General features: G+C 75.5%; 22 protein-coding genes. 8 read left to right on the forward strand and 14 right to left on the reverse strand.

Features of this window, described 5'->3' with window-relative positions; genetic code table 11:
* Positions 1-53 precede the first annotated feature (53 nt).
* Positions 54-812, reverse strand: coding sequence for a dienelactone hydrolase family protein (locus tag AC6I72_RS29095; RefSeq protein ID WP_498004101.1), 759 nt, complete (start codon positions 810-812; stop codon positions 54-56).
* 178 nt (positions 813-990) lie between these two features.
* Positions 991-1,611 carry an L-threonylcarbamoyladenylate synthase gene (locus tag AC6I72_RS29100; RefSeq protein WP_037852315.1) on the reverse strand — a complete coding sequence of 207 codons (621 nt, stop codon included), beginning with the start codon at positions 1,609-1,611 and terminating at the stop codon, positions 991-993.
* Between the two features lie 530 nt (positions 1,612-2,141).
* Between AC6I72_RS29100 and AC6I72_RS29105 the strand changes: the two genes are divergently transcribed.
* Positions 2,142-3,653 carry a helix-turn-helix domain-containing protein gene (locus AC6I72_RS29105; protein ID WP_498004102.1) on the forward strand — a complete coding sequence of 504 codons (1,512 nt, stop codon included), beginning with the start codon at positions 2,142-2,144 and terminating at the stop codon, positions 3,651-3,653.
* A gap of 837 nt (positions 3,654-4,490) precedes the next feature.
* Positions 4,491-5,972: an MFS transporter gene (locus AC6I72_RS29110; protein WP_498004850.1), complete on the forward strand. Its 1,482-nt coding sequence runs from the start codon at positions 4,491-4,493 to the stop codon at positions 5,970-5,972.
* Positions 5,973-6,002: 30 nt separating this feature from the next.
* On the opposite strand, the gene AC6I72_RS29115 is transcribed toward AC6I72_RS29110, so the two are convergent.
* The 3 genes from AC6I72_RS29115 to AC6I72_RS29125 form a co-directional block, all read right to left on the reverse strand.
* On the reverse strand, positions 6,003-7,220 hold the full coding sequence (locus tag AC6I72_RS29115; protein WP_498004103.1) for a PP2C family protein-serine/threonine phosphatase: 1,218 nt from the start codon (positions 7,218-7,220) through the stop codon (positions 6,003-6,005).
* 80 nt (positions 7,221-7,300) lie between these two features.
* Positions 7,301-8,314 (reverse strand): Gfo/Idh/MocA family protein, encoded by a 1,014-nt coding sequence (locus tag AC6I72_RS29120; protein WP_498004104.1) that lies wholly within the window; start codon positions 8,312-8,314, stop codon positions 7,301-7,303.
* A 134-nt stretch (positions 8,315-8,448) separates the two neighbouring features.
* Entirely contained in the window at positions 8,449-8,772 is a 324-nt protein-coding gene (locus AC6I72_RS29125) for a hypothetical protein (protein WP_498004105.1), read from the reverse strand.
* A 226-nt stretch (positions 8,773-8,998) separates the two neighbouring features.
* Here AC6I72_RS29125 and AC6I72_RS29130 point away from each other — a divergent pair, with 226 nt between their 5' ends.
* Positions 8,999-9,817 (forward strand): SAM-dependent methyltransferase, encoded by an 819-nt coding sequence (locus AC6I72_RS29130; RefSeq protein WP_498004106.1) that lies wholly within the window; start codon positions 8,999-9,001, stop codon positions 9,815-9,817.
* A 216-nt stretch (positions 9,818-10,033) separates the two neighbouring features.
* Here AC6I72_RS29130 and AC6I72_RS29135 read toward each other — a convergent pair whose 3' ends face one another.
* Both AC6I72_RS29135 and AC6I72_RS29140 read right to left on the reverse strand, forming a co-directional pair.
* Positions 10,034-10,954 (reverse strand): helix-turn-helix domain-containing protein, encoded by a 921-nt coding sequence (locus AC6I72_RS29135; RefSeq protein WP_498004107.1) that lies wholly within the window; start codon positions 10,952-10,954, stop codon positions 10,034-10,036.
* Positions 10,955-11,083: 129 nt separating this feature from the next.
* On the reverse strand, positions 11,084-11,317 hold the full coding sequence (locus AC6I72_RS29140; protein ID WP_498004108.1) for a DUF397 domain-containing protein: 234 nt from the start codon (positions 11,315-11,317) through the stop codon (positions 11,084-11,086).
* Between the two features lie 441 nt (positions 11,318-11,758).
* Between AC6I72_RS29140 and AC6I72_RS29145 the strand changes: the two genes are divergently transcribed.
* The 3 genes from AC6I72_RS29145 to AC6I72_RS29155 all read left to right on the forward strand — a co-directional run bounded on the left by AC6I72_RS29145 (position 11,759) and on the right by AC6I72_RS29155 (position 13,625).
* On the forward strand, positions 11,759-12,304 hold the full coding sequence (locus tag AC6I72_RS29145) for a hypothetical protein (RefSeq protein WP_498004109.1): 546 nt from the start codon (positions 11,759-11,761) through the stop codon (positions 12,302-12,304).
* 565 nt (positions 12,305-12,869) lie between these two features.
* The gene (locus AC6I72_RS29150; RefSeq protein ID WP_498004110.1) at positions 12,870-13,226 is read left to right on the forward strand and encodes a WhiB family transcriptional regulator; all 357 of its coding nucleotides are present in this window, start codon (positions 12,870-12,872) and stop codon (positions 13,224-13,226) included.
* Between the two features lie 141 nt (positions 13,227-13,367).
* Positions 13,368-13,625: a DUF5133 domain-containing protein gene (locus AC6I72_RS29155; RefSeq protein WP_498004111.1), complete on the forward strand. Its 258-nt coding sequence runs from the start codon at positions 13,368-13,370 to the stop codon at positions 13,623-13,625.
* Between the two features lie 78 nt (positions 13,626-13,703).
* Here AC6I72_RS29155 and tgmB read toward each other — a convergent pair whose 3' ends face one another.
* The 3 genes from tgmB to AC6I72_RS29170 form a co-directional block, all read right to left on the reverse strand.
* Positions 13,704-14,660 (reverse strand): ATP-grasp ribosomal peptide maturase, encoded by a 957-nt coding sequence (gene tgmB, locus AC6I72_RS29160; protein WP_498004112.1) that lies wholly within the window; start codon positions 14,658-14,660, stop codon positions 13,704-13,706.
* 15 nt (positions 14,661-14,675) lie between these two features.
* Positions 14,676-14,867, reverse strand: coding sequence for a putative ATP-grasp-modified RiPP (gene tgmA / locus AC6I72_RS29165; RefSeq protein WP_498004113.1), 192 nt, complete (start codon positions 14,865-14,867; stop codon positions 14,676-14,678).
* A 121-nt stretch (positions 14,868-14,988) separates the two neighbouring features.
* Complete coding sequence (locus AC6I72_RS29170) at positions 14,989-15,339, reverse strand: YkvA family protein (protein ID WP_498004114.1); 351 nt, start codon at positions 15,337-15,339, stop codon at positions 14,989-14,991.
* Between the two features lie 160 nt (positions 15,340-15,499).
* On the opposite strand from AC6I72_RS29170, the gene AC6I72_RS29175 reads away from it, so the two are divergent.
* Positions 15,500-16,750, forward strand: coding sequence for a hypothetical protein (locus tag AC6I72_RS29175; RefSeq protein ID WP_498004115.1), 1,251 nt, complete (start codon positions 15,500-15,502; stop codon positions 16,748-16,750).
* Between the two features lie 83 nt (positions 16,751-16,833).
* Here AC6I72_RS29175 and AC6I72_RS29180 read toward each other — a convergent pair whose 3' ends face one another.
* The 4 genes from AC6I72_RS29180 to AC6I72_RS29195 all read right to left on the reverse strand — a co-directional run bounded on the left by AC6I72_RS29180 (position 16,834) and on the right by AC6I72_RS29195 (position 22,491).
* Positions 16,834-18,933: a xanthine dehydrogenase family protein molybdopterin-binding subunit gene (locus tag AC6I72_RS29180; RefSeq protein WP_498004116.1), complete on the reverse strand. Its 2,100-nt coding sequence runs from the start codon at positions 18,931-18,933 to the stop codon at positions 16,834-16,836.
* Positions 18,934-19,097: 164 nt separating this feature from the next.
* Positions 19,098-20,090: an FAD binding domain-containing protein gene (locus AC6I72_RS29185; RefSeq protein WP_498004117.1), complete on the reverse strand. Its 993-nt coding sequence runs from the start codon at positions 20,088-20,090 to the stop codon at positions 19,098-19,100.
* Entirely contained in the window at positions 20,087-20,626 is a 540-nt protein-coding gene (locus AC6I72_RS29190) for a (2Fe-2S)-binding protein (RefSeq protein WP_498004118.1), read from the reverse strand. Before AC6I72_RS29190 ends, AC6I72_RS29185 begins: the two co-directional genes overlap by 4 nt.
* A gap of 614 nt (positions 20,627-21,240) precedes the next feature.
* A complete protein-coding gene (locus tag AC6I72_RS29195) occupies positions 21,241-22,491 on the reverse strand; it encodes a hypothetical protein (RefSeq protein ID WP_498004119.1) in 1,251 nt (416 codons plus the stop codon).
* Between the two features lie 436 nt (positions 22,492-22,927).
* Here AC6I72_RS29195 and AC6I72_RS29200 point away from each other — a divergent pair, with 436 nt between their 5' ends.
* Positions 22,928-23,161, forward strand: coding sequence for a chaplin (locus tag AC6I72_RS29200; RefSeq protein ID WP_498004120.1), 234 nt, complete (start codon positions 22,928-22,930; stop codon positions 23,159-23,161).
* The last annotated feature ends 244 nt before the right edge of the window (positions 23,162-23,405 follow it).

Here is a 23,405-nt window from a genome sequence, read left to right on the forward strand (position 1 = left end):
CCGGACCCCCACCCCAACTGGCCCGTGCCTGGGGGGAGCTGAGTCCCCGTCGGTCAGCCGAACGTGCGCCGCAGCAGGTCGAGCAGGGCCGTCCAGTGCCGTTCGTCCGCCTTGGCGTCGTAGGCGTCGGTGTCGGCCTGGGTGAAGCCGTGCGAGGCGCCCGGATAGACCTCGCAGCGGTGCCGGACACCGGCCGCGGTGAGCGTGTCCTCCAGGCGCTCGATCTGCTCGGGCGGCAGCGAGGGGTCGTTGTCGGCGTGCCCGAAGTACAGCTCTGCGGTGACGTTCCCGGCGCTCAGGTGCGGGCTGTCGGGACCGTCGGTGGCCAGCCCGCCGCCGTGGAAACCGGCCGCCGCCGCGACCCGGTCCGGGTACGCGCCCGCGGTCAGCAGGGACAGCCGGGCGCCCATGCAGTAGCCGGTCACCGCCACCGGGCCGTCGGCGGCCAGCGGATGGCCGGCGAGCACACGGAGGTAGGCCCCCGCATCACGCCGTGCCAGTTCCGGCGTCAGGGCCTGCATGAGCGGGATGATCCGGCCGAAGACCTCCGGGCGCTCGGACAGGTCGATGAACTCCGGCAACTCCACGACGGGCGCCCGTCCGTGACGGTAGAACACATTGGGCACCAGCACGGTGTGACCGGCGGCGGCGATCCGGTCGGCCATGTTGTTGACGTGCGGACGCAGACCGAACGCGTCCGTGTAGAACAGGACGGCCGGGTGCGGACGTCCGTCCCCGGGGTGGGCCAGATAGGCGTCTGCCGTGCCGTCCTCGGTGGGGATCTCGACGGTCTGTCCCTGTACGGCGCTCATGGGGGCTGCCTTCCTGCGCGGCCGCCGGTGAGGACGTCACCGGCGGTGAGGGGTTGCCCGGGGGCCCGGGGATGCCGAATCCGGGCGCGGGGGTCGGGCGGATCATGGTCATGGTGGCACGCGCCCGCCCGCCGGGCGGCGACGGGCCCGCACGGATCCGCGACCGGGGCCGGACCCCTCACTCGAACCGTGAGGTGTCGCCCGCCCCCCGCCGCACGATCTCGGCCTCGCCGCCCGAGAAGTCGACGACCGTCGTCGGCTCCGTACCGCAGTCGCCCGAGTCGACCACCGCGTCCAGCACGTGGTCGAGCCGGTCCTTGATCTCCCAGCCCTGCGTCATCGGCTCGTCCTCGTCGGGCAGCAGCAGGGTGCTGGACAGCAGCGGCTCACCGAGTTCCGCCACCAGGGCCTGCGTGACCACGTGGTCCGGGATGCGTACCCCGACGGTCTTCTTCTTGGGGTGCTGCAGCATGCGCGGCACCTCCCGCGTCGCCGGCAGGATGAAGGTGTAACTGCCGGGCGTGGCCGCCTTGATCAGCCGGAACACATCGTTGTCGATCCGTACGAACTGGCCGAGCTGCGCGAAGTCCTGGCACACCAGGGTGAAGTGGTGCCGGTCGTCCAGGCGGCGGATCGCCCGGATCCGGTCGACGCCGTCGCGGCTGCCCAGCCGGCAGCCGAGGGCGTAGCAGGAGTCGGTCGGGTACGCGATCAGCGCGTCCTCCCGCAGGCCGTCGGCGACCTGCCGGATGGCGCGCGGCTGGGGGTTGTCCGGGTGCACGTCGAAGTACTTCGCCATCCGCCGAGCTTATGCCGTGCGCCCGGCCGCCGCCGCACGGACCGGCCGTCGGACACGGGTTGCCCTGGCTGTTGCGCCGCCGGTGACCGAGGGCCGGTGCCGGTGCCGCGGTGCGGTGCCTGCCGGTGGTGGCGGCGGGGTCCGTGCGGCCGGTCGGTGGCGGAGCGGGCCGAGCGCTGGGTGGGGGGGCGGTGGCGGTCGAGGGCGGTGACGGTGGCGGGTCCGTGCCGGTCCGGAAATTCGCCGTGTTTCCCGCGCGTACTCGGCCGAAGGCGGGGAACCAGAGCTGTGTACCGCTCGGGCGCTGTCCCCCCGGCCCCCGGGCGCGCGGCTTCGCCGGTCGCTCACCACCCCCCCCGTGACCCACCGGCGAAGCCGCCCCTTCTGTCAGCGCCCCGCACCGCGCCGGCCTGCGCGGTCCGTTGGCGCGGGAGCCTCGCACAGCGCGTCAACGGCCGCCGCTGGTAACGTCCCGGACCGAGAACGCCGAGGTCAGTGCGGTGTACAAGGAACGGGAGGAGACAGCCGACATGGCCGGCGGACAGGACGGAGCCGTCCCGGCGCACGAGCGAGGCGGCGCACACGCCACCTGGGCCGGGGAACTCCTGGACCACCTGCGGCCCACCGGGCGCGACGTGCGCAAGGTCGTGGCCTGGCTCGCCGACGCCGCCCACGGCACGGCCTGCCTCCTGGACGCCGACGGCACCCTCCGCGCCGGGGCGAGCGTGCCCCTGGCCGACGACGTGATCGCGGACCTCCGCGCCGGCCGGTTCGCCTCGGCGGCACTCCAGGACGCGGGGCGTCACGTCCGCGCGGTGCGCGTGGGCCGCCCGCAGGCACCCGCGGCCGGCGTGCTCGCCGTCTCCCGCGTCACCCCCTTCGACCGGCGGACCGCCGAGATGCTCACGCGCACCGCCGGCGTGGTCGAGCTGCTGCTGAGGGCCGACGAGACCGACGAGACCGGACGCCGGCTCGAACAGGCCACGGCCGCCCTGCGCCTCGCCATCCTGCAGTTGCTGATGGTCGAGGACACCGTCTCGGCCCGCCGGGTCGCCGCGGGACTGTGGCCCGGCCTGCTCGACACCGACACCGCGCACGTCTACGTCCTGGAGGCCCACCCCGACGAACGCGAGCGGCTGACCGCCGAGTGCCTGGACGCCACCGGCGGGCAGGCCCTGGTCGTCCGCTGCCCGGCGGTGGACGGCCACGTCATCGTCATCGCCCCCGCCGAGACCACCGGCCGCGAGCTGCGCGCGCTGGTCGGCGCGCGCCCGCAGACCTTCCTCGGCGGCAGCATCCGGCACAGCCTCGCCCGGACCGCCACGGCCTACGGGCAGGCGGTCAGCGCCCTCGCGCTCGCCCGGTTCCGCCCGGACGGCACCGCCGTGTACGCCGAGCGCACCCACCCCGAGCGGCTGATGGACCACGAGGCACTGCACGCCTGGTCGGGACGGCTGCTGCGCCCCCTGGACACCCTCGCCCACCACACCCGCGCCGAACTGGTCGCCACCACCCGGCTCGGGCTCGAGTTCCCCGCGGTGAGCGCGGCCCGGATCCTCGGGGTGAGCCGCAACACCGTCCGTGCCCGGATGGAACGGGTGGAGGCACTGCTCGGCGCGGACTTCTCCCTGCTCACCGTGCGGGCCGCCGTCCACCTCGCCCTGAACACGCAGGCGGGTCTCGTCCCGGAACCGGCCCCCGGACCGGCCGCGCGGGCCCGCCGGGCCGGTCTGGGCGAGCTGCTGACCGGGCCGGCGCTGCGCACCTGGGCTCGGGAACTCCTCGGGCGCCTGGCGGCGGACACCCGGGACCTGCGCGGCACGCTGCGCGCCTGGACCGCCGCCGGGGGCAACGCCGAGCGTGCCGCGCAGTTGCTCGGCGTCCACGCGCAGACCGTGCGCGAGCACGTGCGCGGTGTGGAGCCCGTCCTCGAACGCCAGCTCCTGGCCGTCGGCAGCGACCTCTACGAAGTCGTCCTGGCCCAGATGGCGGCGGGTGACCTGGACCCGCCGGCCCTCGACCCGCCGTCCGCGGCCGGCTGACCCTGCCCGGCCCACCTCGGCCGGCCACCTCCGACCGCCCGCCCCGAGTGGCTGACCTCGCCCGCCCCCCTGAGTGACTGACGGCCGCTCCGGCCTGCCCCGCCGTCGCCCGCTGCCCCGCGGCCGTCGGCCCGACCCGCCGACGGCGGCTGCCCGGTGCTCGCCCCGCTGCCCGCCGATCCACGGCGTTCCAGGGGCCCGACCGGCGCCGAGGCAGGGCGGCCACGGGCTCAACAGGGGCATTCCGGACTCACCTGTGCACGGGTGAGTCCTCCGCTTGCCCGAAAGGGCACTGACGCGGTTTTGACGCCCGTAAGCGCCACGTAAGTTCGACGGGCCGAGGGGGTCACGCGGGGGCCGGACGGGCGGGCGGGACCGGAACGGGGGACCGGTCCCGGCCCGCACACGGCACGGACCCCGCACCCCCGGCTTCCTCGCCCCCGCCCCGCAGCTCCGGCCGGGCGGCCTCCTGTGAGCAACACCACCGCGTCGGCAACACCGGTGCTACGAGGCAGAGTCGGGTGCCCCCGCGGACCGCGCCGACGGCCGCGCGCACCGACCGTCCCGTCCCGTCTGTGATGATGGGCAGCCGCTGTGCCCGACCACGTCTCACCGTCGAGCCGCCCCCGGCGGCACAGCACGGCAAGTCGTCCGGTCTCTCACGCAAAGCGTCCTTCCGTGGCTTCATCCCCCTCTGCTTCCTCCGCTTCTCCTGCTTCCTCGTCCGTGCCCACGGCCGCCTCCCGGCGCGTGGTCCTCCCCTCACCCCGGCGCCCGGTGCGCCGAACGGGCGAGGAGGCGGACCGTGCCCCCTGGCGGTCCCTGCGCCACCGCAGCATGCGCTGGTGGTCGGCGGCCAACCTGGTGTCCAACGCGGGCACCTGGATGCAGCTGACCGCGCAGAACCTCCTCGTCCTCCACCTCACCGGCTCCGCCGCGGCGACCGGCCTGTCCCTGTCCGCGCAGGCCGCGCCCGGACTCCTGCTGGGGCTCCTCGGCGGCGCCGCCGTCGACGCGTGGCCGCGCCGGCTCACCGCCTCGGTGAGCCAGGCCCTGCTCGCTCTGGTCGGTTTCCTGACCGCCGCGCTCGTCGTCACCGACCACCTGACCGTGCCGGTCCTCATGGTGCTCGCCGCGGTCACCGGTCTGATCGCCACCGTGGACGCGCCCGCCTGCGCCCTGCTCGGCAACGACCTCGTCCCCCCGAAGGACGTGCCGTCGTCGATCGCGCTGGGCTCGGTGGTGAGCGGCGCCGGCCGGGTGGGCGGCACCGCCCTGGCCGGAATGGTGGTCAGCTGGTGGGGGCCCGGAGCCGCGTACGCGGCGAACGGCATCTCCTTCCTGGCCGTCGCCGCGGTGATCCCCTTCCTGCGCCCCCACCCCGAGGCCGGGCAGGAGGCGTCCGCCGCCCCGTCCTCCCGGCGGCGGCCCGCCGCCCCGGCACCGTCACGGCGGGGCACCGGCGCCCGCGACGGCCTCGGCTTCTTCCTGCGCCGCCCCCGGCTCGTCGCCCTGGCCGGCATCACCGCGATCAGCAGCGTCTTCGGCCGGAACTACGGGCTGACCCTCGCGGTGCTGGTCACCGGACCGCTCGGCGGGGCCGCCGGGGCGTTCGGCACGGTCTCCACCGTCCTGGCCGTCGGCGGCGTCGCCGGCGCGGTGCTGGCCGGGCGCCTGCGCAGCCCCTCCGTCCGCCTGGTGGGCGCTCTGGCCGCGGCCGGCGCGGTGCTGCAGATCGCCGCCGGCCTCTCCCCGGACCTGTGGGTCCTGCTGCTGCTCGTCGCCCCGATGGCGGTGGTGGAGTCCATCTCCGACACCGCCGGTACGACCGTCCTGCAGACCGACCCGCCGGCGCACATGCGCGGCCGCGTGCTCGGCGTGTGGCGCACCGCGAGCACCGGCTGGAGCCTGGTCGGCCCGCCGCTGCTGGGCCTGCTGATGCAGGCCGCGGGAGCCCGGGGCGCGCTGGTTCTGGGCGGTGTCCTCATCGCCGGCACCATCGCCGTCGCGACCGTCCTGCGCGACCGCCGCACACGCCCCGCACCCGCGTCCACGCCCGTCTCCGCGTCCGCGCTCGCGTCCGTCTCCGCACCGGTCTCCGCGTCCACACCGGTCTCCGCGTCCGTATCCGAGTCCGCGTCCGCGCGGCACCCGGTGGTACCGGCGGCTGCCGCCCGGCCTGGTACGGCGCCCGGGACCGCTCCCGTCCCCGTGCTCGTGTCCGTGTCCGTTCCGTCGCGGCACCCGGTGGCGGCGGCCGCGCCCGGCGAGCCCGGCCACGACGGACTCCTCGCCGCCGACTGCACCCAGGGCGCCTGAGCGGTACCGCGGGACCGTCCCCGTGCCCCCTCAGCTCGCCCCACCGGTCCCACCGGTCCCACCGGTCCCACCAGCCTCACGGACCGGCCCTCGTCCCGCAGCCGCGGCAGCTCCCCGGCCCGCACCCGTGCCCGCTCCCGCCTCGTGCGACGGGCAGGGTGTGAGGACGAGCATCGTCACGTCGTCGCGGATCGTCCCGCAGTGCGTGAGGAGATCGGCCAGCACCCGGTCGGCGAGGACGGCCGGGTCGCCGTCGGCGAGCCGGGGCAGCCGGTCCAGGAGCGGGTAGAACGCGCCGTCGCCGTTCCGTGCCTCGGTGACCCCGTCGGAGGCCAGGAACAGCACGTCACCGGGGCGCAGCGGCTCGACGTGCCCGTCCGGCGACGGAAGCCCGTCGGAGAGGCCGAGGCCGAGAGGCGTCCAGGGCGTCACGGAGAGTTCCGTCGCGGTCCCGTCCCGCAACAGGATCGGGGGCGGATGGCCGCACGTCACCACCCGCACCGACCGCGCGTCGCCGGAGAAGTCCAGCAGCACGGCCGTCGCGAACAGCTCCGCGTGCCGCACCTCCGCCGAGTCCACCACCAGCCGGCGGTCCAGCGCCGCCACGACCTCCGTCAGACCCGGCCGGTCCAGCACCGCCTCCCGGAAGCTGCCCAGCAGCGCGGCGACCGTGGACACCGCCGCCAGCCCGTGGCCCTGCACGTCGCCCATGACCGCCCGGACGCCCCGCGGACCGCGGCGCACGTCGAAGAAGTCCCCGCCGACCAGCGTGCCGCGCTGCGCGGCACGGTAGAGCCCGGCGCAGCGCACCGGCCCGACCCGCTCGGGCAGTGGCGGCACCACGGCCCGCTGCGCGGCCTCGGCGACCGTGCGGTGCAGGTCGAGCTGCGCGTCGCGGCGGCTGCGGACGTACGACAGCAGGACGCTCAGGGCGGCGACGAAGCAGACCGTCTCCAGGTCGGTGTTGCCGGGATGGTCCAGCCGGAAGGCCGGCACGCTGAGCAGGGCCACCACGACGCCGCCGAGCAGCGCGGTCGTCAGCGGCCCGTACGACAGCACGGCGAGCGGCGGGATGGCACCGAGCAGGAACCCGATGTCGAGCGGGTTCGGGCTCAGCAGGGTCGCCACGCACACGCCGACGGCCAGGGCGGCCGGCAGGACGCGCACCCAGCGGGGCGGCGGGGCACCCCGCAGCCAGCCCCGCCGGAGCGGGTCCCGGCGCGACACCAGGGCAGGCGGCTTCACCACACCACCACGCTGCTACGCCGCCCCGGACCCCGCACCCCGGACGCGGCGGTCCGGAAGGGCACGTGAGCCCGGCCGCACCCTCAGCCGCCGTCGCCGGCGCCTCCGCGGGCCCCGTCGCCGGCGCCGTCGCGGGCCTCGACGCCGATGCCGGCACGGATCTCGTCACCGATGCCGTGACGGGGCCCGCCGGCCTCTGCCGCTCCGTGACCGTGGTCGGTGCGGTCCAGCAGTGTCTCCACGTCCGCCAGGATCTCCGTCACCCGCAGCCCGAAGGCCGCGTCGCACGGGTGCGGGCGTCCGGTGCGCGCCGCGTCGGCCAGTGCGTCCGCCGCCCGGGTGAAGGCGGTGACCGCCTCCTCGGAGCCCTCGGGCAGGACCGCCGCCCCGGCCGCGCCCCGCACCTCCACCGTCGCCCCGGCCGCGGCGGGCGGGGCGGTCAGGCTGAGGGTCAGGGTGCTGGATGCGCCGCCGGTGTGGTCCAGGACCGCGTGCACGGTGTCCCCGGGCCCGGGCGCGGCGGCCGACACCCGCCGTACGTCGCCGAGGACCGGCAGCAGCACCGACAGCGCGTGCGGGCCGACGTCCCACAGGGCGCCCTTCTCCCGCCGCCAGGGCGAGGCAGCGAACGGGCTGTCCCCGGAGAACACCGCGCCGAGCCACTGCGCGCGTCCGGTGAACCAGCCTCCGCGGTCCGCCTGTTCGTCGATCCACGCCTGCGGTGCCGTCTGGAACCGGGTGGTGAAGAAGACCACCGAGGCCACCTCGGACTCCCGGACGGCCTCGGCCACGGCCCGGCCGCCTGCCACCGTCGCCGCCAGCGGTTTGTCGAGCAGCAGGTGGCAGCGGGCACGGGCGGCGCGCACCGCCAGCCCGGCCTGGACGTCCGGCGGCAGCGCGACGGCGACCGCGTCGACGTCCGCGAGCAGCGCGTCGACGTCGTCGTAGGCACGGGTGCCGTGGCGGGCGGCCAGTTCCTCCGCGGCGGCCGCCCGGCGCCCCCAGACACCGGCGAAGTCCAGCCCGTCGTGCCCGCTCAGGGCGGGTGCGTGCACCATCCGGGCCCAGGGGCCGGTGCCGAGCAGTCCGATGCGCATACCGCTGCCTCTCCACAGAGTCGAACAGGATGACGACCGGGACCCGCAGCGGTCCGGTCCCGGCCGAGGGTGTCACAGCGCCCGGGACGCCGGTGCGGGGGAGTCCTCCGCCGTGTCAGCGCCCCGCCGGCGTCTCAGGCCGCCTCGTCCCGCCCCACGGGCGCGCCGGCCTCACGCCGCCGCGCCGCGCCGCCGCCCGCTTCCTGCGGCGCACCCGTCTTCAGGTGCCCGGCCGCGTCAGCCGGCCCCTGCGGTTCCTCCTGCTCCGCCGTCCCGGAAGCGGCGGAACCCGGGTCCCGCGCCTCCCGGCGGCCTCCCGGGATCAGCCGCAGGTGCCCGCGGTGCCGGGCGGGCCGGCCGCGCGCCGGCGCGGCGCCGGACATCCGGTCCTCGATCCGGTCCATGACGAGCAGGAGCACACCCACGAGCGGCAGCAACAGAACAGCGACGACCACCACGACGCCTCCCTCTCCGACACAGGAGGCGGGTGCTCCGAACCGTGCCTTCGATGGGTCCGGCGACGTGAAGAATGTGTGACGATCGGGCCGATCGGGACGATCGGACAGGGGGTCGCGGCCCTGTGTCCGGCCACGGACTGGTTCGGTCAAACACGGTTTCCCTAGGATGTACTCTCAGTCAAACCGGCCCAGTTGGCGCGGTGGATTCGGCGAATCTGGGGGATCGATGCCTACGGAGAACCAACTGTCCACGAAGATCGACGAGAACGTGCCGACGGCCGCGCGCATGTACGACCACTACCTCGGTGGCAAGGACAACTACGCGGCGGACCGCGTGGCGTGCGAGGAACTCGACAAGGTCGTCCCCAGCACCCGCAGGCTCGCCCTGAACAACCGCCGCTTCCTGCAGCGGGCGGTCAGAACGCTCACGCAGGAATACGGGATACGCCAGTACCTGGACCACGGCTCCGGCCTGCCCACCCAGGACAACGTCCACCAGGTCGCCCAGCGCATCGCCCCCGACACGCACGTGGTCTACGTGGACAACGACCCGATGGTGCTGGTGCACGGCCGGGCCCTGCTGCAGCAGGACGAGCGCACCGCGGTCATCCACGCCGACATGCGGGACACCGACCGGATCCTCGCGCACGAGGAGACCCGGCGGCTGATCGACTTCTCCGAGCCGGTGGCCGTGCTGTTCAACTCGGTGTTCCACTGCATCCCGGACAGTGACACCGACGGCCCGCTCGCCGTGATCGAGCGGGTCCGCGAGCGGCTCGTGCCCGGCAGCATCATGCTGATGTGCCAACTGGTCAGCGAGGATGCTGAGGTCCGTGACTTCGTCACCGACTTCATGGCCCAGGCCACCCAGGGGCACTGGGGCCGGGTGCGCCAGGAGAAGGACGTCGCCGAGTGGTTCGAGGGTCTGGAGATCCTGGACCCCGGACTGGTCGAGGTCTCCACCTGGCGCCCGGACACCGAGGTGGCGCCCCGTCAGCTCACCCATGAGTGGGTTGAGTTCGGCGGCGTCGCGGTGGTCAGGTAGCGGACCGCGGCGGCCGCACGCCGACGGCGACGCCCCCGAGCCGCTGACGCAAGTGGCCTTCGGGGGCGTGTACTTGGCGGCGCGGTACTCGCCTGTGCGCGGCGCATGTCGGCGTCGGCGCGGGTCCGGGCGGTCCTTCTCCGCTTGGCGCCTGCCCGCGTGTCCGGGCGGCGTTTGCCCGCGTGGTGGGTCCTGGCGGTGCGCGGGTGGGTCCGGTCAGCGTGCCCCGTAGCGCTCGTCCATGGTCCGGCGGAGCAGCGCCAGCGACTCCACGGGCGTCAGCGCCTGGTCGGCCAGCCGGTCGAGCGAGATCCGGTACTCCTCCGTCTCGTCCCGGTCCTCGAGGAAGTTGGCGCTCCTGATGTGCTCGAGGTAGACGACGTCCGGCAGGTCGAGCCCGCCGAAGCGCAGGTAGGTGACGGGTATCGCGGGCGCCGACGCGTTCGTCACGTCCAGCGGAACGATCTGCACGGTCACGTGCGGAAGCTGGGCCGTCTCGACGAGCCGGGCGAGCTGTTCGCGCATGACGGCGTGGCTGCCCAGGACGCGCAGGAGCACCGACTCGTCCATGATCGCCCACAGTTGCGGCGCGTCCGGACGGGACAGCAACTCGGTCCGCTTGGTGCGCAGTTCCACCCGGCGCTGCACCTCGGCCGCCGAGGCGGTCGGCAGGCCGCGCTCCACCACGGCCCGCGCGTAGGCCGGGGTCTGCAGCAATCCGGGCACGTACTGGATCTCGAAGGTGCGGATCGCGGCCGCGGCCTCCTGGAGGCCGACGAGGCGGTCGAACCACTCGGGCATCAGCCGCTTGTCGTAGCGCTGCCACCAGCCGGGCTCCCCGGCGCGGTGCAACAGCTTCAGCAGCACCGAGGACTCGTACTCGTCGGTGCCGTACAGCCGCAGCAGGGCACGGACGTCACCCTCCGTCGGAGGCCGGCGGCCCTTGCCCGACTCGATGCGCGAGAGCTTCGCCGCGCTGAAGCCCAGCTCCCGGGCCGCCTGTTCCTGCGACATCCCGGAGTCCTCACGGAAACCGGCCAGTTGGACGCCGACCAGCATCTTCAGCAGAGTCGGCGCCGGCTCGGCACGGTCGAGATAGGGTTCCAGGCGGGAGAGACGATGCGGCTCGGCGGACATCCTGACTCCCCAGTGGACCGGCAGACTTGAGGCTTACACTATCGCACCGGTCCGCCGCGGAGGGCATCCGTCCGGACGAGGCCCGGCAACTCGTCAGCTCCCTTCCGCTTCACCGCGGATGGGCGTGAATCACCTCAGCAGGTGGTCGAACTCGCCCTCCTTCGCGCCCGCCAGGAAAGCGGCGACCTCAGCCGGGGTGTAGACCAGGGCGGGGCCGTCGGGATCGCGGGAGTTGCGCACCGCGATGTCCCCGCCGGTCAGCGCGGCGACCTCCACGCAGTTGCCCTCGGCGTTGCTGTGCCTGCTCTTGATCCAGCGGGCGTCCAACGCACTGGCCCGCACTCCGTTCGATACTGGTGGCACCGCAGTCTCCTCGCTCTTCCCGTTCCGTCGTGAGGTGTGCACGGCTCGCCGACGGTCTCTGGCGGCGCCCCACCGGATCCTGCCCCTCGCCGCGCACTTTCACGAGAAATTTCGCGTGCAATTGCACGCGGACGCTGACAGCGTGGATAATAGCCGGAGCGTCAACCCCTCGGTGGGCGCGCCTCGGTGACGTCGCATCAGGGAGACGCCAGTGCCCTCACCTGCGATCCTCCCGCCCGGAACACCGGGCGTGACCGCCGCCGTCGCGCTCCGGCCGGCCCCCGCGTCCGCGCCGTCGCACGGCGCCGCGTCCCGGTGCGGCAGCGGGCCCGGACCCCGGCTCGCGCCGCGGACCGGACGCCCCGGACCGTGAAGCGCCGGCGCACCCGCCCCGCCGAAGGACCCTCCCCCCATACGACCGCCGCGGAAAGGCCCGACGCCATGCGCACCGCACCGACGGACCAGCCGAGCACACAGCGCACCGAGCGTGCGACCCCCACGACCGGCGTGGCCGCCACCACGCCTCTTGCGGCACTGGGCCAGGTGCCCTGGAGCGACATCAGGGACTCCACCGGCTCCGCGGCCGGCATCCCCGCCCTGCTGCGCAGGGTGGCCGGGGACGACGCGGACGCCGCCCGCGCGGCCCTGGACGAACTGCGCACGCGCGTCTGCCAGTACGGCTTCGTGGTCGAGCAGGCGACCGCCGCCACCGTCCCGTTCCTGTGGGAGCTGGCCCAGGCGCCGCAGGTGACCTGCCGGCCGCAGATCATCCAGCTCCTCCGGAACATCGCCGACGCCCGCCAGTGGGAGAGCGTCGCGGCCGTCTACCCCAAGGTCCTCAACCACCGGGAGAATCCGGTGGTGTGGGAGCGGCGGGCCCGCCAGGCCGTCCGTGCGCGCTCGGGCGCCCTGCGCACGCTGCTCGCGGAACAGGACGGGGAGATCACCCGGGCCACCACGGAACTGGCCGACGCGCTCGCCGGGTGAGACCCTCCGCGACCGGTCCCGCGTCACGCCCTGCGCGGCAGCGGGCAGCCCTCCCGCGGCGGCGACCCACCGCAGCCACGGCACGGGACGGCCACGGAACGCTGAGCGGCGCCCGCCGGCGCCGTCTCGCGCACCGGACGCCCCCGGACGACAGCCGTCCGGCGGACGGTGCCCCAGGAGCCGGTCCTGTTCGACGGCACCGCCCGCAAGGACGTGGCCCCGCGCCGCCTCGCCGCAAGGCGCCCTGACACGCGAGCGCGGCAAAGAGCGGGAGCGCGCACCCCGGCTTCCGGCGCGCTCGCCGGCCCCGGGAACGCCGCCCTGTGACGACCCGTCGTAATCCGGCCAGGTCGGGTCCGCGAAGAATCGTCCGCCGCTCTTGCCTCCGTGCCGCAAACCGTCCGCTCGGCGCGGCCACTGACGCCGTGTTCTCCGGTGTGTCCGGTGCGTGCCGCTCGCCCCATCTTGGCCGAAGGCCGGAAAAGCCCTATATTGCGGATACCTCTGGCGGGTCGTGCGGCGCCCTGTCGCCGTCGACGGGGGCTGTCCGCGGAGGTGCGGCCGAATGTGCAGCGGAGGCCCCGGTGAGCGTCACCCAGCGAATCGAGCGCGGCGCGCGGCCGTGCCGCCCGGCTCGTACCTCCCGCCCGGCGTCCGTCCCGCCACGGGCCCGGCCGTGAACCGGCGCGAGCGCGGAGCGTGCCGCTTCGACGACCCCGAGCGGTTCTTCCCGTCAGGAGAAGGCGTCTGGCCGCCGCGCCGGATACGCCAGGCCCGTGCGGTGTGCTCCCGGCGTCCCGTGCCGCGCGAGTGCAGGGCCTGTGCCGTGCGCCACGGCGAGTACGACGGTGCCCGGGGCGGCGCGACCGCGGGGGAGCGCCGGGCCGCGGCGCGCGGCAGCGGCGGGGACGGCGGCCGGTGACGGCCGGCAGTCACCGTCGGTCCATGGGTGATCCATCGGAAATCGACTGAATCTGGTCAATCATGTGCCGCGAGGCGGTCGGCATGCATGGCACGGCGTGCCTGGGGCATACGCAGGAAAAATTCGAGAGAGGGGCGCTCCGTGCTGGTTCCGGACCCGAAGATCGTCAGAACGTTGCTGACCCGGTACGCATCACTGAAGATCGCACAGGCGGAGAGGGAGCGGGCCGAGACGGCTCGGGAGCTGGAGGACGTGAGCTACACGTTGTGCGTCATGATGGGCACCACCAGCCTCGACGAGGCCATCGTCCGGGCGGACGCGCTGCTGCTCACCACCGGCCGGGCGGCGGACGTCGCCCCGGAGGCGGACGGCGACAGCGGCCTGTCCCTGGCCGTCTGACTCCCGGAGGGGGGGACGAGGGAGGCGCCCGCGGCAGTCGATGGCACTGCGTGCCGGTACGCGAGGAGGGCACGCGGGTCACGATGCGGCCCCGGGTGCCGCCGGCCGGGCCAGCCACTCGGCGATCGTCCGGGCGATGGGCTGGCCCGTCTCCACCTCGACGAACCCGAACTGCCCGGACTGATTGCACTCCAGGAACCACCACAGGCCGTCCGCGTCCTCGGCGAGGTCGAAGGCTCCGTAGGCCAGTCGGGCCTCCCGGAGATAGCGCCGTACGGCCGCGGCCACCCGTGGCGGCACCTCGGCCGGCAGCCACGGCGTCGCGGCGGAGGAGAAGCGGACGTCGACCTCGTCCGGGTCCGCGTCCGCGGGTGTCTCCTTGCGGGCGGCCAGCAGCGTGTCACCCACGGCGGTCAGACGGATGTCCGCCCGCTTGGCCACCCGCCGTTGCAGCAGGGTGGGCCCGTAGGCGACCGCCCCGAAGTCCGCCTCCGGCGCCACCCGGCTGGTCGGCACCGCCCGCGGCGGCTCCTGCGGATGCGCCCCGGAGACCGGCTTGACCACCAGGTCGGGGTGGCGCGCGGCGAAGTCCCGGGCCGCCTGCGGGAAGGTGGTGATCAGGGTGGCGGGCACCGGCAGCCCGCAGTGCTGGGCGAGACGCAGCTGCCAGGGCTTGACCCGGGCCCGGCGCGCCGCGTCGGGATCGTTCATCCAGCGCGCCCCGCAGCCGCGCAGCATGCCGTAGAGCGCCTGTGCCGACTCCTCGGTGAGCCAGGCCGACGGCTCGGCCGCCCGGGCCGCCGGAACGCCGGGTCTGCGCACCCAGACCGAGCGCAGCCCGCTCAGCCCCACCAGCCGTCCCCCGCACGACAGATGGCCGTGGAAGGAACCGCGTACGTACTCGCCCGACAGCTCGGCGCCCGCGGTCAGATCGGCCGGGTCGAGGCGGACCACCGGGACCGAGGAGGCGTTCAGGTGGAGCACCACCATGTCCGCCGTCACGTCCTGCTCGCCCGTGAGGATCAGTACGGTCATCGTCGCCGACCGTGTTCAGTCGTCGAAGTGCGTCTTGGAGCCCGCCGTGGAGGTGGTGGTGCCCAGTTCCCTCAGCAGCGCCCGGTCGCACGCGGCGATCCTGCCGTCGGGAAGCACGTTCAGCTGAAGTCCGGAGTCGTAGACGTACGGCGTACCGGCCTCGTACTCCACGGCCGGACGTGCGTAGTTGAGCGCGAACGGTTGCATCGTCTCTCCCCTGTCGGTGCAGCCGCGATCAAGCGGTGGTCGTCCTTGCGGTCTCGCTTGGCCCGCTGACTATGTTTCGGGTTCCGGAGACTTATACGAATCGAACGGGTGAATGGTTTCCTCACAGAGCGTGATCATGCGCGTCCGGCAGTCCCCGGGCCCCCGAACGCCCCGGCCGGCGCCCCGTCAGGACCCCGCCCGCCCCTGCCGCACCTGCGGCTCCGCGCAGCGTGCGCAGCGCGAGCAGCAGCACACCGATGTCGTCGAGGTACACCGGATCGGGCAGCAGGTCGACGGGCAGCACGAAGTAGAGGACCGCCGCCCAGAAGACCCAGCGCGGCCCGGTCGGCAGCCCGGCGCGCCGCAGGACACGCCGGGTGCGCACCAGCCGCACCAGCACGGCGACGGCTCCGGCGAGCACGGCGGCCGCGAGGACCGCGGCGACCAGGAGCACCTTCGTGGTGGAGTCCACCGTCCGCTCCCCTCCTCCTGCCTCGTCGTCCCGGGCGCCCTCACTCAGGTGCCGCGCCCCGGTGGCGCTCCCGCGGAGCCCGCCCTATCAATGGTCAGGGTAAGTCGCGTGCCGCACTTCGGGGGCGCAGGAGCGGCCGCACCCCTGCCCTGGAGCCCAGATGACCACCCGCTCTTCACCACCCCAGCCGAACCAGTCCGTCATCGCCTTCACCGAGGAGATCCACCGGTCCGGTCCGCCCGGCGGGCCCGCCGGCGGCGGTGAGACGGACGGCACGGACGGCGAGCCCGCCCATCGTCCGGTCCGGTACGCCGTCGGCGGCCGGCCCCTGGACGAGGTGGTCCGGCTCGTCACCCTCCTGGAACAGTCCCCGCGGTACGCCGACACGGCCGGGCGGGTGCTGCGCGCCGCCGCCCTCGACCGCCCCGTGGAGGAGGTCGCCCGGCTGGTCGCCGAGCTGACCCGGCCGCCGCGTCCGGCCGAGAGCGCCGACGACACGATCCGGACCGCCGTCGAGCACCGCCGTCTCGACGAGGTCGCCCGCCTGCTGGCGCTGCTGCACCAGGCGCCGCAGCAGCCGCACTGCGCGAGGGAGGCCGTCCGGGCGGCCCTCGGCACGCGCACGCCCGAGGAGCTGGTGGACCTCGTCGGCGGCCTGACCCGAAGGAGCGCCCCGGCGCCCGCCACGGCCCCGGCGCCCGCCACGGCCCCGGCGCCCGCCACGGCGTCCGCGACGACGCCCGCGCCCGCCGCCGCCGTGCCCACGGCGGCCTCCGCCACCGCCCCCGCCGCCGAGCAGCCGTACGCCGTCCGACCCGTGCTCGTGGACGGGGAAGCCGCCCCGGCCGAGCCCGTGGACGAGCGACTGGAACCGCTGCCCGGCGGCACCGCCGACATCGGCAGTACCGGAGAGCCCGTCCTCCTGGACGCCGTTCCCGTCCCCGACGCGGATCCGGAGACGGCGCAGGACCCGGACCCGCAGGACGACGGCGGCCGGCCGGCCGGGGCGCGGCTCGTGTTCTGGCCCGGCTGGGTCGCCGCAGCGGCCCTCGTCGTGTGCGGCGCGGCACACTTCCCGCTGCGCCGGGCCGGCACCTCCGGCCTCGTCTACGGCCTCGCCCTCGCGGTGTCCCTCCTGTGCGGGGCCCTGGCGCTGGCACTGGTCGTGCGCGCCGGGGTGGTGCTCCTGGTCGCGGGATCGGTGGTGCCGGCGGCGCTGGCCGCGCTCGGCTACGTCGAGGGCAGGTTCGCACCGGCCGGGATGTCCCGGACCCTCGCCGTCACGTTGGCGCCGCCGTCGAGCGCGGGGCTCACCGCCGGATGCGCCGCGCTCGCCTCGCTGGCGGCCCTCACCCTGCTGCTGATGGTGCACGTGGCCGAACGCCACCCGGTGCCCCACCCCGAGGTCTGAGCGCCGTCGCCACCGCCCCCGGCGGCAGCGCCGGTCGCGGGACGTCTCCGGCCCCCACGGGCCGGAGACGTCCCGCGACCGTGTCAGCCGGCCAGTCCGGCGAGCACCTTGTCCGGTGTCAGCGGCAGTTCCCGGAAGCGGACGCCCGTCGCGTGGTGGACGGCGTTGCCGACGGCGGCGGCGCTGCCCACGATGCCGATCTCACCGATCCCCTTGCTCCCCATCGGGTTGAGCCGGGTGTCGCTCTCGTCGATCCAGTGCGCCTCCACACGCGGGACGTCGGCGTGCGTCGGCACGTGGTACGACGCCAGGTCGGACTCGACGAAGTCACCGAACACGGGATCCATGGTGCTGCCCTCGGTCAGCGCCATGCCGAGCCCCATGATCATGCCGCCGACGAACTGGGAGCGCGCGGTGCGGGCGTTGAGGATCCGCCCCGCCGCGAAGACGCCGAGCATCCGGCGCACCCGGACCTCGCCCGTCACCGTGTCGACGGTGACCTCCGCGAAGTGCGCCCCGAACGCGTGGCGCGCGTAGGAACTCTCCGCGTCGGCCTGCCCGGTGGTGTCCGCGCGGGCGCTGAGCCCCGACCCGGGCGGGGGCCCGGCGTGGTCGGCCAGGCGCGCCGCCAGCCGGGTGCACGCCTCGTGCACGGCCCAGCCCCACGACGCCGTCCCCGAGGAGCCACCGGCCAGTGACGCCGGCGGCAGGTCGCTGTCGCCCACCTCGGTGCGCACCGACTCCAGCGGCACGCCGAGCGCGTCCGCCGCCACCTGCGCCAGAACCGTACGGGCCCCGGTGCCGATGTCGGTGGCGTTGATCCCGACCACGAACGTGCCGTCGGGCAGCGCCCGCGCCTGCGCGGCGGACGGCTGCACGTACGCCGGGTAGGTGGCGGCGGCGACGCCCGTGCCGACCAGCAGGGGGCCCTCACGCCGTGACCGGGGCCGCGGATCGCGCCGCGCCCAGTCGAACCGGCGGGCGCCCTCGCGCAGACACTCCACGAGGTGCCTGCTGCTGAAGGGCTTGCCGCTGTCCGGCTCCCGGTCCGGCTCGTTGCGCACCCGCAGTTCCACCGGGTCCATGCCCAGCTCGGTGGCCAGTTCGTCCAGCGCGGACTCCAGGGCGTACATGCCGGGCGCCTCGCCGGGCGCGCGCATCCAGGACGGGGAGGGCACGTCCAGGGGCACCACGCGGTGCGTGGTGAGACTCTGCGGCGCGGCGTACATGACGCGGGCGGGGACCGCCGCCTGCTCCACGAACTCCTTGACGCGCGAGGTGTGGGTGGTGGCGACGTGGGTGAGGGACGTCAGCCGGCCGTCGTGCTCCGCGCCGAGGCGGAGCCGGTTCAGGGTGGGCGCCCGGTGCCCGACGAGCGAGGGCAGGAGCCGCCGTGGCAGCGCCACGGTGACGGGCCGTCCGGTCACCCGCGCGGCCATCACGGCGAGCACCACGTCGGGGCGCGCGGTGCCCTTGGACCCGAAGCCGCCGCCCACGTGGTCGGCGACCACGGTGATCCGGTCCTCGGGCACCTCGAACATCTGGGCGAGCGTGTCGCGTACGGCCGTGCCGCCCTGGCTCGACGTGTACACGATCAGTCGGTCGCCGTCCCAGTGAGCCGTACTGGCGTGCGGCTCCATCGGGTGGTTGTGCAGCGGCGGCACCCGGTAGGTGACGTCGACCCGGACGGGCGAGGAGGCGAAGGCGCTCTCCGGATGGCCGTGTTCACGGCGGCCGGGGAAGCCGCCGTTCGCGGTCTTCGGTTCGTAGACCCCCGGGTGGTTCACCGTCAGGGTGACGTCGTGGTCCTCCCGCTCGTACGTGACACGGACCGCCCGCGCGGCGGCCCGGGCCGCCTCCGGCGACTCCGCCACGGCGAGGGCGACGATCCAGCCGCGGTGCGGCACGCCGGGTCCCTGCAGCACGGCGAGCGCCGCGTCCTCCGGCTCGGCGAGGCGGGGCGCGTTCTCGGGGGTGAGCACGGCCAGGACGCCGGGCAGCGCCAGCGCCGCCGTGGCGTCGACCGCCGTGACCCGGCCCCGGGCGACGGCCGCGGGCACGGGCCAGGCGTGCACCCGCCCCGGCAGCGGGTGCTCGGCGGCGTAGCGGGCACCGCCCGTGACCTTCAGGCGCCCTTCGCGGCGCTCGACGGGAGCGCCCAGCGCGGTACCGGTGCCGGCCATGGAGTCCTCCTGTGACATGACGGTCGGGGCTGACAGGTGCGGTGCGGGTGCCGGGCCCGGTGGGCCCGGCCGAGGCGGGGGCGGCGGCCTCGGACCGGCCGTGGCGGACGGCCGGCGGCGCCGGTGGGCTCGGACCGGCCGTGGTGGGCGGCCCGGTGGGCCGCTCAGACCGTGGCGGGCGCGGCGAGCCGGGTGAGGACGTCCACGGCGAGGTTGCGGGCGAGGGGCACCTTGTAGGCGTTGTCCCGCAGCGGCCTGGCCGCGGCCAGTTCCAGGTCCACCGCGTCCGCGAACGCCGCCGCGGTGGCCGGGCCGCCGACCAGCGCCTCCTCGGTGCGGCGCGCCCGCCAGGGGCGGTGGGCCAGCGCGCCGAAGGCGATGCCCGCCTGCGCCACGGTGCCCTCCGCCACCCGCAGCACCACCGCGACCGACGCCAGCGCGAACGCGTACGACGCCCGGTCGCGGGCCTTGCGGTAGGCCGACGGCAGATGCGCGGTCGCCGCCGGGAGCACCACGGCGGTGATCAGTTCGCCGGGGCGGATCTCGGTGTCCCGCTCCGGATGGTCGCCGGGCAGCCGGTGGAACTCCGAGACCGGGACACTGCGGGCGCCCTCCCGCCCGTACAGCTCCACCCGTGCGTCCAGGGCGGCCAGCGCCACGGCCATGTCCGACGGGTTGGTGGCGATGCACCGCTCGGAGTAGCCGAGCACCGCGTGGTCGCGGTGCTCGCTCTCCAGGGCGCCGCAGCCGCTGCCCGGCTGCCGCTTGTTGCACGGCTTGGACAGGTCCTGGAAGTACGGGCAGCGGGTGCGCTGCAACAGGTTGCCCCCGGTCGTCGCCGTGTTGCGCAGCTGACCGGAGGCGCCCGCGAGCAGCGCCTGGGACAGTGCCGGGTACCGGTCGCGGACCAGGGGATGGGCCGCGAGGTCGCTGTTGCGGACGGTGGCGCCCACCCTCAGCGAGCCGTCGGGCAGCTCCTCCACCGTGTCCAGCGGCAGCCGGGAGACGTCGACGAGGAAGTCCGGTCGTTCCACACCCAGCTTCATCAGGTCGACCAGGTTGGTGCCGCCGCCGAGGTAGCGGGCGCCGGGGTGGGCGGCGAACGCCTCCGCCGCCTCGTCCGCGCTGCCCGCCCGCAGGTAACCGAAGGGTTTCACGGGACGATGTCCTCCACGGCCTCGACGATGCGCGGATAGGCGCCGCAACGGCACAGGTTGCCGCTCATCCGCTCCCGGATCTCCTCCGCGTCCAGCGGCACGGGACGGCCGGAGGGCACGGCGGGGCCGGTGACGTGGGAGGGATGACCGGCGGCCGCCTCGGCCAGGGCGCCGACGGCGGAGCAGAGCTGCCCCGGCGTGCAGTACCCGCACTGGAAGGCGTCCCGGTCCAGGAAGGCCCGTTGCAGCGGGTGCAGGTCCTCGCCGTCGCCCGCCAGGCCCTCGACGGTCGTCACCTCGCAGCCGTCCAGGGCGACGGCGAGCAGCAGGCAGCTGTTCACGCGGCGCCCGTCGACCAGGACCGTGCACGCGCCGCACTGGCCGTGGTCGCAGCCCTTCTTGGCGCCGGTGAGATCGAGATCCTCGCGCAGGACGTCCAGCAGGACCCGGCGGTGGTCCAGTTCGAGGGTGTGGGGCTTGCCGTTGACCCGGAGCGTCGTTCCGGAACGGTGCCCGGTGTGGTGGTCGCTTCCCATGACCTGGATGACCTCCCGGACGGGCGGGGCACGAAGGGGCGCGGACGCGCCCGGTGCGGACGGGCGCGGTGCCGGTGGGCACACGGTGGCGGGCACACGGTGCCGAGGGGGTGGGCCCAGGGCGCCGGTGCCGTGCAGACCGCGTATCCAGCCTGCGGCACCTGACACGTTCCGGCACGCCGGACGAGGCGGGAGCGACGCCGGACCGCACCGTCCGACGCCGGTCCAGGCGGGACGGCGCCGGTCCGCACCGGAGCACGCCGGTCCGCGCGGGACGACGCAGGACCGCAACTGAAGTCCCCGGAGGGCACCGGAGCGTCCCTGGACCGCGAGCCGCGGTTGTCGTCCGGCCCCGACCGCGCGTGCGCGCCGCCGGAGTGGGGCGAGGGGCGCCCGCCGGAGCGGGGGCCGGGGAGAGCGGCCGGGGGAGCGGAAGTGCGACGCCGGGAGCCGCAGGGGCCCGCAGCGCGGGGTCAGTCCCGGCTCGGGCCTCCGCCCTGGCCGTCGGGCGGCGGGACGCCCGTGTCCCGGGCCGGGAGGGGGCCGGCGCCCGGGCGAGCGGCCGGGGGGCGGGAAGTGCGGCGCCGGGGCCGCCGCTGACCCGCAGCGCGGAGTCAGTCCGCGCCCGGGCCCCCGCCCGTCCCGTCGGGCGGTGGGACGTCCCCGTCCCGGGCGGGGGCGGGGGCCGGCGCGGCGGCGCCCTGGCCGGTCGGGGCCGTGGGGGAGGCGGAGCCGGGCGGCGCGGTCTGCGCGGCGGCGTCCGCGCGCCGCGACAGGGCGGATCCCTTCAGCCGTTCGAGGCCGCGCGCCAGGTGCTGGAACGGTGAGCGGCCGGAGGGGCCGGACGGCCGGCGGCCCGGCGGGGCGTTCTCGCCGGCCGCCTCGCGGTAGACGGCGAGCGCCTCGTTGGCCCGCTCGGCCGCGTCGCGGTACAGGTCGCGGGACTTCGTCATCGCGTCGAGGGCCTCGGCGTACATGGCGACCAGTTCGCGCGCGTGGGCGAGCTGCTCCTCGAGGGTCATCAGGTGCCACTGCTCCCGCAACGCGGTGAGCGCCTGGTCACCGCCCTCCGGCAGCGGCCTGGGCAGCGCGTCGAAGCGCCGGACGGCGGCCAGGACCTCGACGGGTTCGTTGCCGTCGAGGAAGACGCTGCGCACGGAGAACCGCTCCGCGTCGTAGCCGGGGGCCGCCGGAGCACCGGGCAGGACGACGGCGCCACCGCGGGGGACCCGGGACCCGTAGTCGTCCAGCACCCAGTTGACGGCCCGCAGCCGGTGCGGCGCGGCGCGGTGTTCCACGACCCGGTGCCGCAGCCCCTCGGGCAGCAGCCGCACCAGCGCCGACCGGCCGCGCTCGTCGGGCGTCATGGCCTCGTGCACGACCAGGTGGACGCACCACGTGTCGCGCACCGCGTGCCGCAGGACGCGCCGGAGTTCCTTGTCGTCCTCGGGCAGCGGGTTGACGTCCCCCAGCCGCAGCCCGGTGACGGCCTCGTGGGCCCAGCCGTCCGCACCGCGCTCCTGCGGCCAGAACATGGTCACGGGCGACGGCCACCGCGGGTCCCACGGCTGCTCCGCCTCCGCCACCAGCACCCACTGCTGTTCCTCGGGGGTGCCGCGCAGGGGCGACAGCGCCAGGCGGGCCCGCACGGTCACCTCGCCGGGGGCGAGCCAGCGGGCCTCGAAGACGTGCTCGCGCGACCGGTCGACGTCGTCCGGCTCGGCGTGACTGTGCAGGACGTCGTCGGCCTTGAGCTTCTCCAGGTGGCGCCGCACGGTGTCCGCGGCGGCAGGACCGGGGTGGCGGCCGCGGGCGCACCAGACGGTGGGCGGCGCCGCTGGGCGGGAGGCGGAAGAGTTCGACATGGGCCAATCTGCGGGCGGGGACGGCGTTCGGTCCCCAGTATCACCGCTGCGGATCATGATCGGTGCGGCGGGGCCCGCGATCGGTGCGGCGCCCGCGTCCCGCCCGGCACCGCCCGGCCCCCCGCGAACGGCTCCACCGGAGGTCAGCCCGCCCGCGCGCGGCCGGCTGCCTGCGCCGCCCGTCCCGCGCCGGACACCCGCGGCGCCGGCGGCGGGCGGGGGCGCGACGTTGACGCGGCGGGGCGGCGGCGGTGGGCGCCGGTGCCACGAGTGCGGCGCCGGGGCGGTGCGGGCGCCGGCTTCTCCTCCTCGTTCGGCCCAACCCGCACCCGGGGAGGCTGACGTGGCTACTCCGTTCGGCCGCCGCCTCCTGCCCCGGGCCGCCGGACGCCCTCACTGTGGAGGCACGTACCACTTCGAACGACAGGAGTTCTCCATGAGGATCCGAATGACGGCCGCCGCGGTCCTGGCGGGCGCGGCCCTGATGACGTGCGCGGGCACCGCCGCTGCCGACGCCGGCGCGGAAGGCGTCGCGGCCAACAGCCCCGGTGTGCTCTCCGGCAATGTCATCCAGGTCCCCATCGACCTCGACCTGAACGTGTGCGGCAACACGATCAACGTGATCGGTCTGCTCAACCCCGCCGCCGGGAACGCGTGCGCGAACAAGTGACCGCCCCTCGGCGCGGAGCGGTGCGCCCCGGCCCCTGGGGGCGCGCCTGACGAACGAGCCGTGCCACCGAGAAGGTGGCACGGCTCGTTCGTGTCCGGGCCCGGGCCTCGGGCGCGGCGCGGGGCGTGGGGGCGCCGGGAGCGTTCCCCGCTGTCGTCGCGCCCCGGGGGCCGCTTAGAGCTGCGAACAAAAGTGGGCCCCGGCGGCCGGCGCCCGGCACGCGCCCTCGCCGTGTTGCCGGAAG

It is taken from the genome of Streptomyces sp. Xyl84 (assembly GCF_059731885.1).

Coding starts and splice junctions, on each gene's coding strand:
- AC6I72_RS29120 (WP_498004104.1), bottom strand. CDS start 8,314: ATGCGCATCGGACTGCTCGGCACCGGCCCCTGGGCCCGGATGGTGCAC.
- AC6I72_RS29200 (WP_498004120.1), top strand. CDS start 22,928: ATGAGGATCCGAATGACGGCCGCCGCGGTCCTGGCGGGCGCGGCCCTG.
- AC6I72_RS29130 (WP_498004106.1), top strand. CDS start 8,999: ATGCCTACGGAGAACCAACTGTCCACGAAGATCGACGAGAACGTGCCG.
- tgmB (WP_498004112.1), bottom strand. CDS start 14,660: ATGACCGTACTGATCCTCACGGGCGAGCAGGACGTGACGGCGGACATG.
- tgmA (WP_498004113.1), bottom strand. CDS start 14,867: ATGCAACCGTTCGCGCTCAACTACGCACGTCCGGCCGTGGAGTACGAG.
- AC6I72_RS29180 (WP_498004116.1), bottom strand. CDS start 18,933: ATGGCCGGCACCGGTACCGCGCTGGGCGCTCCCGTCGAGCGCCGCGAA.
- AC6I72_RS29105 (WP_498004102.1), top strand. CDS start 2,142: ATGGCCGGCGGACAGGACGGAGCCGTCCCGGCGCACGAGCGAGGCGGC.
- AC6I72_RS29135 (WP_498004107.1), bottom strand. CDS start 10,954: ATGTCCGCCGAGCCGCATCGTCTCTCCCGCCTGGAACCCTATCTCGAC.
- AC6I72_RS29095 (WP_498004101.1), bottom strand. CDS start 812: ATGAGCGCCGTACAGGGACAGACCGTCGAGATCCCCACCGAGGACGGC.
- AC6I72_RS29195 (WP_498004119.1), bottom strand. CDS start 22,491: ATGTCGAACTCTTCCGCCTCCCGCCCAGCGGCGCCGCCCACCGTCTGG.
- AC6I72_RS29190 (WP_498004118.1), bottom strand. CDS start 20,626: ATGGGAAGCGACCACCACACCGGGCACCGTTCCGGAACGACGCTCCGG.
- AC6I72_RS29110 (WP_498004850.1), top strand. CDS start 4,491: ATGCGCTGGTGGTCGGCGGCCAACCTGGTGTCCAACGCGGGCACCTGG.
- AC6I72_RS29150 (WP_498004110.1), top strand. CDS start 12,870: ATGTGCAGCGGAGGCCCCGGTGAGCGTCACCCAGCGAATCGAGCGCGG.
- AC6I72_RS29175 (WP_498004115.1), top strand. CDS start 15,500: ATGACCACCCGCTCTTCACCACCCCAGCCGAACCAGTCCGTCATCGCC.
- AC6I72_RS29100 (WP_037852315.1), bottom strand. CDS start 1,611: ATGGCGAAGTACTTCGACGTGCACCCGGACAACCCCCAGCCGCGCGCC.
- AC6I72_RS29145 (WP_498004109.1), top strand. CDS start 11,759: ATGCGCACCGCACCGACGGACCAGCCGAGCACACAGCGCACCGAGCGT.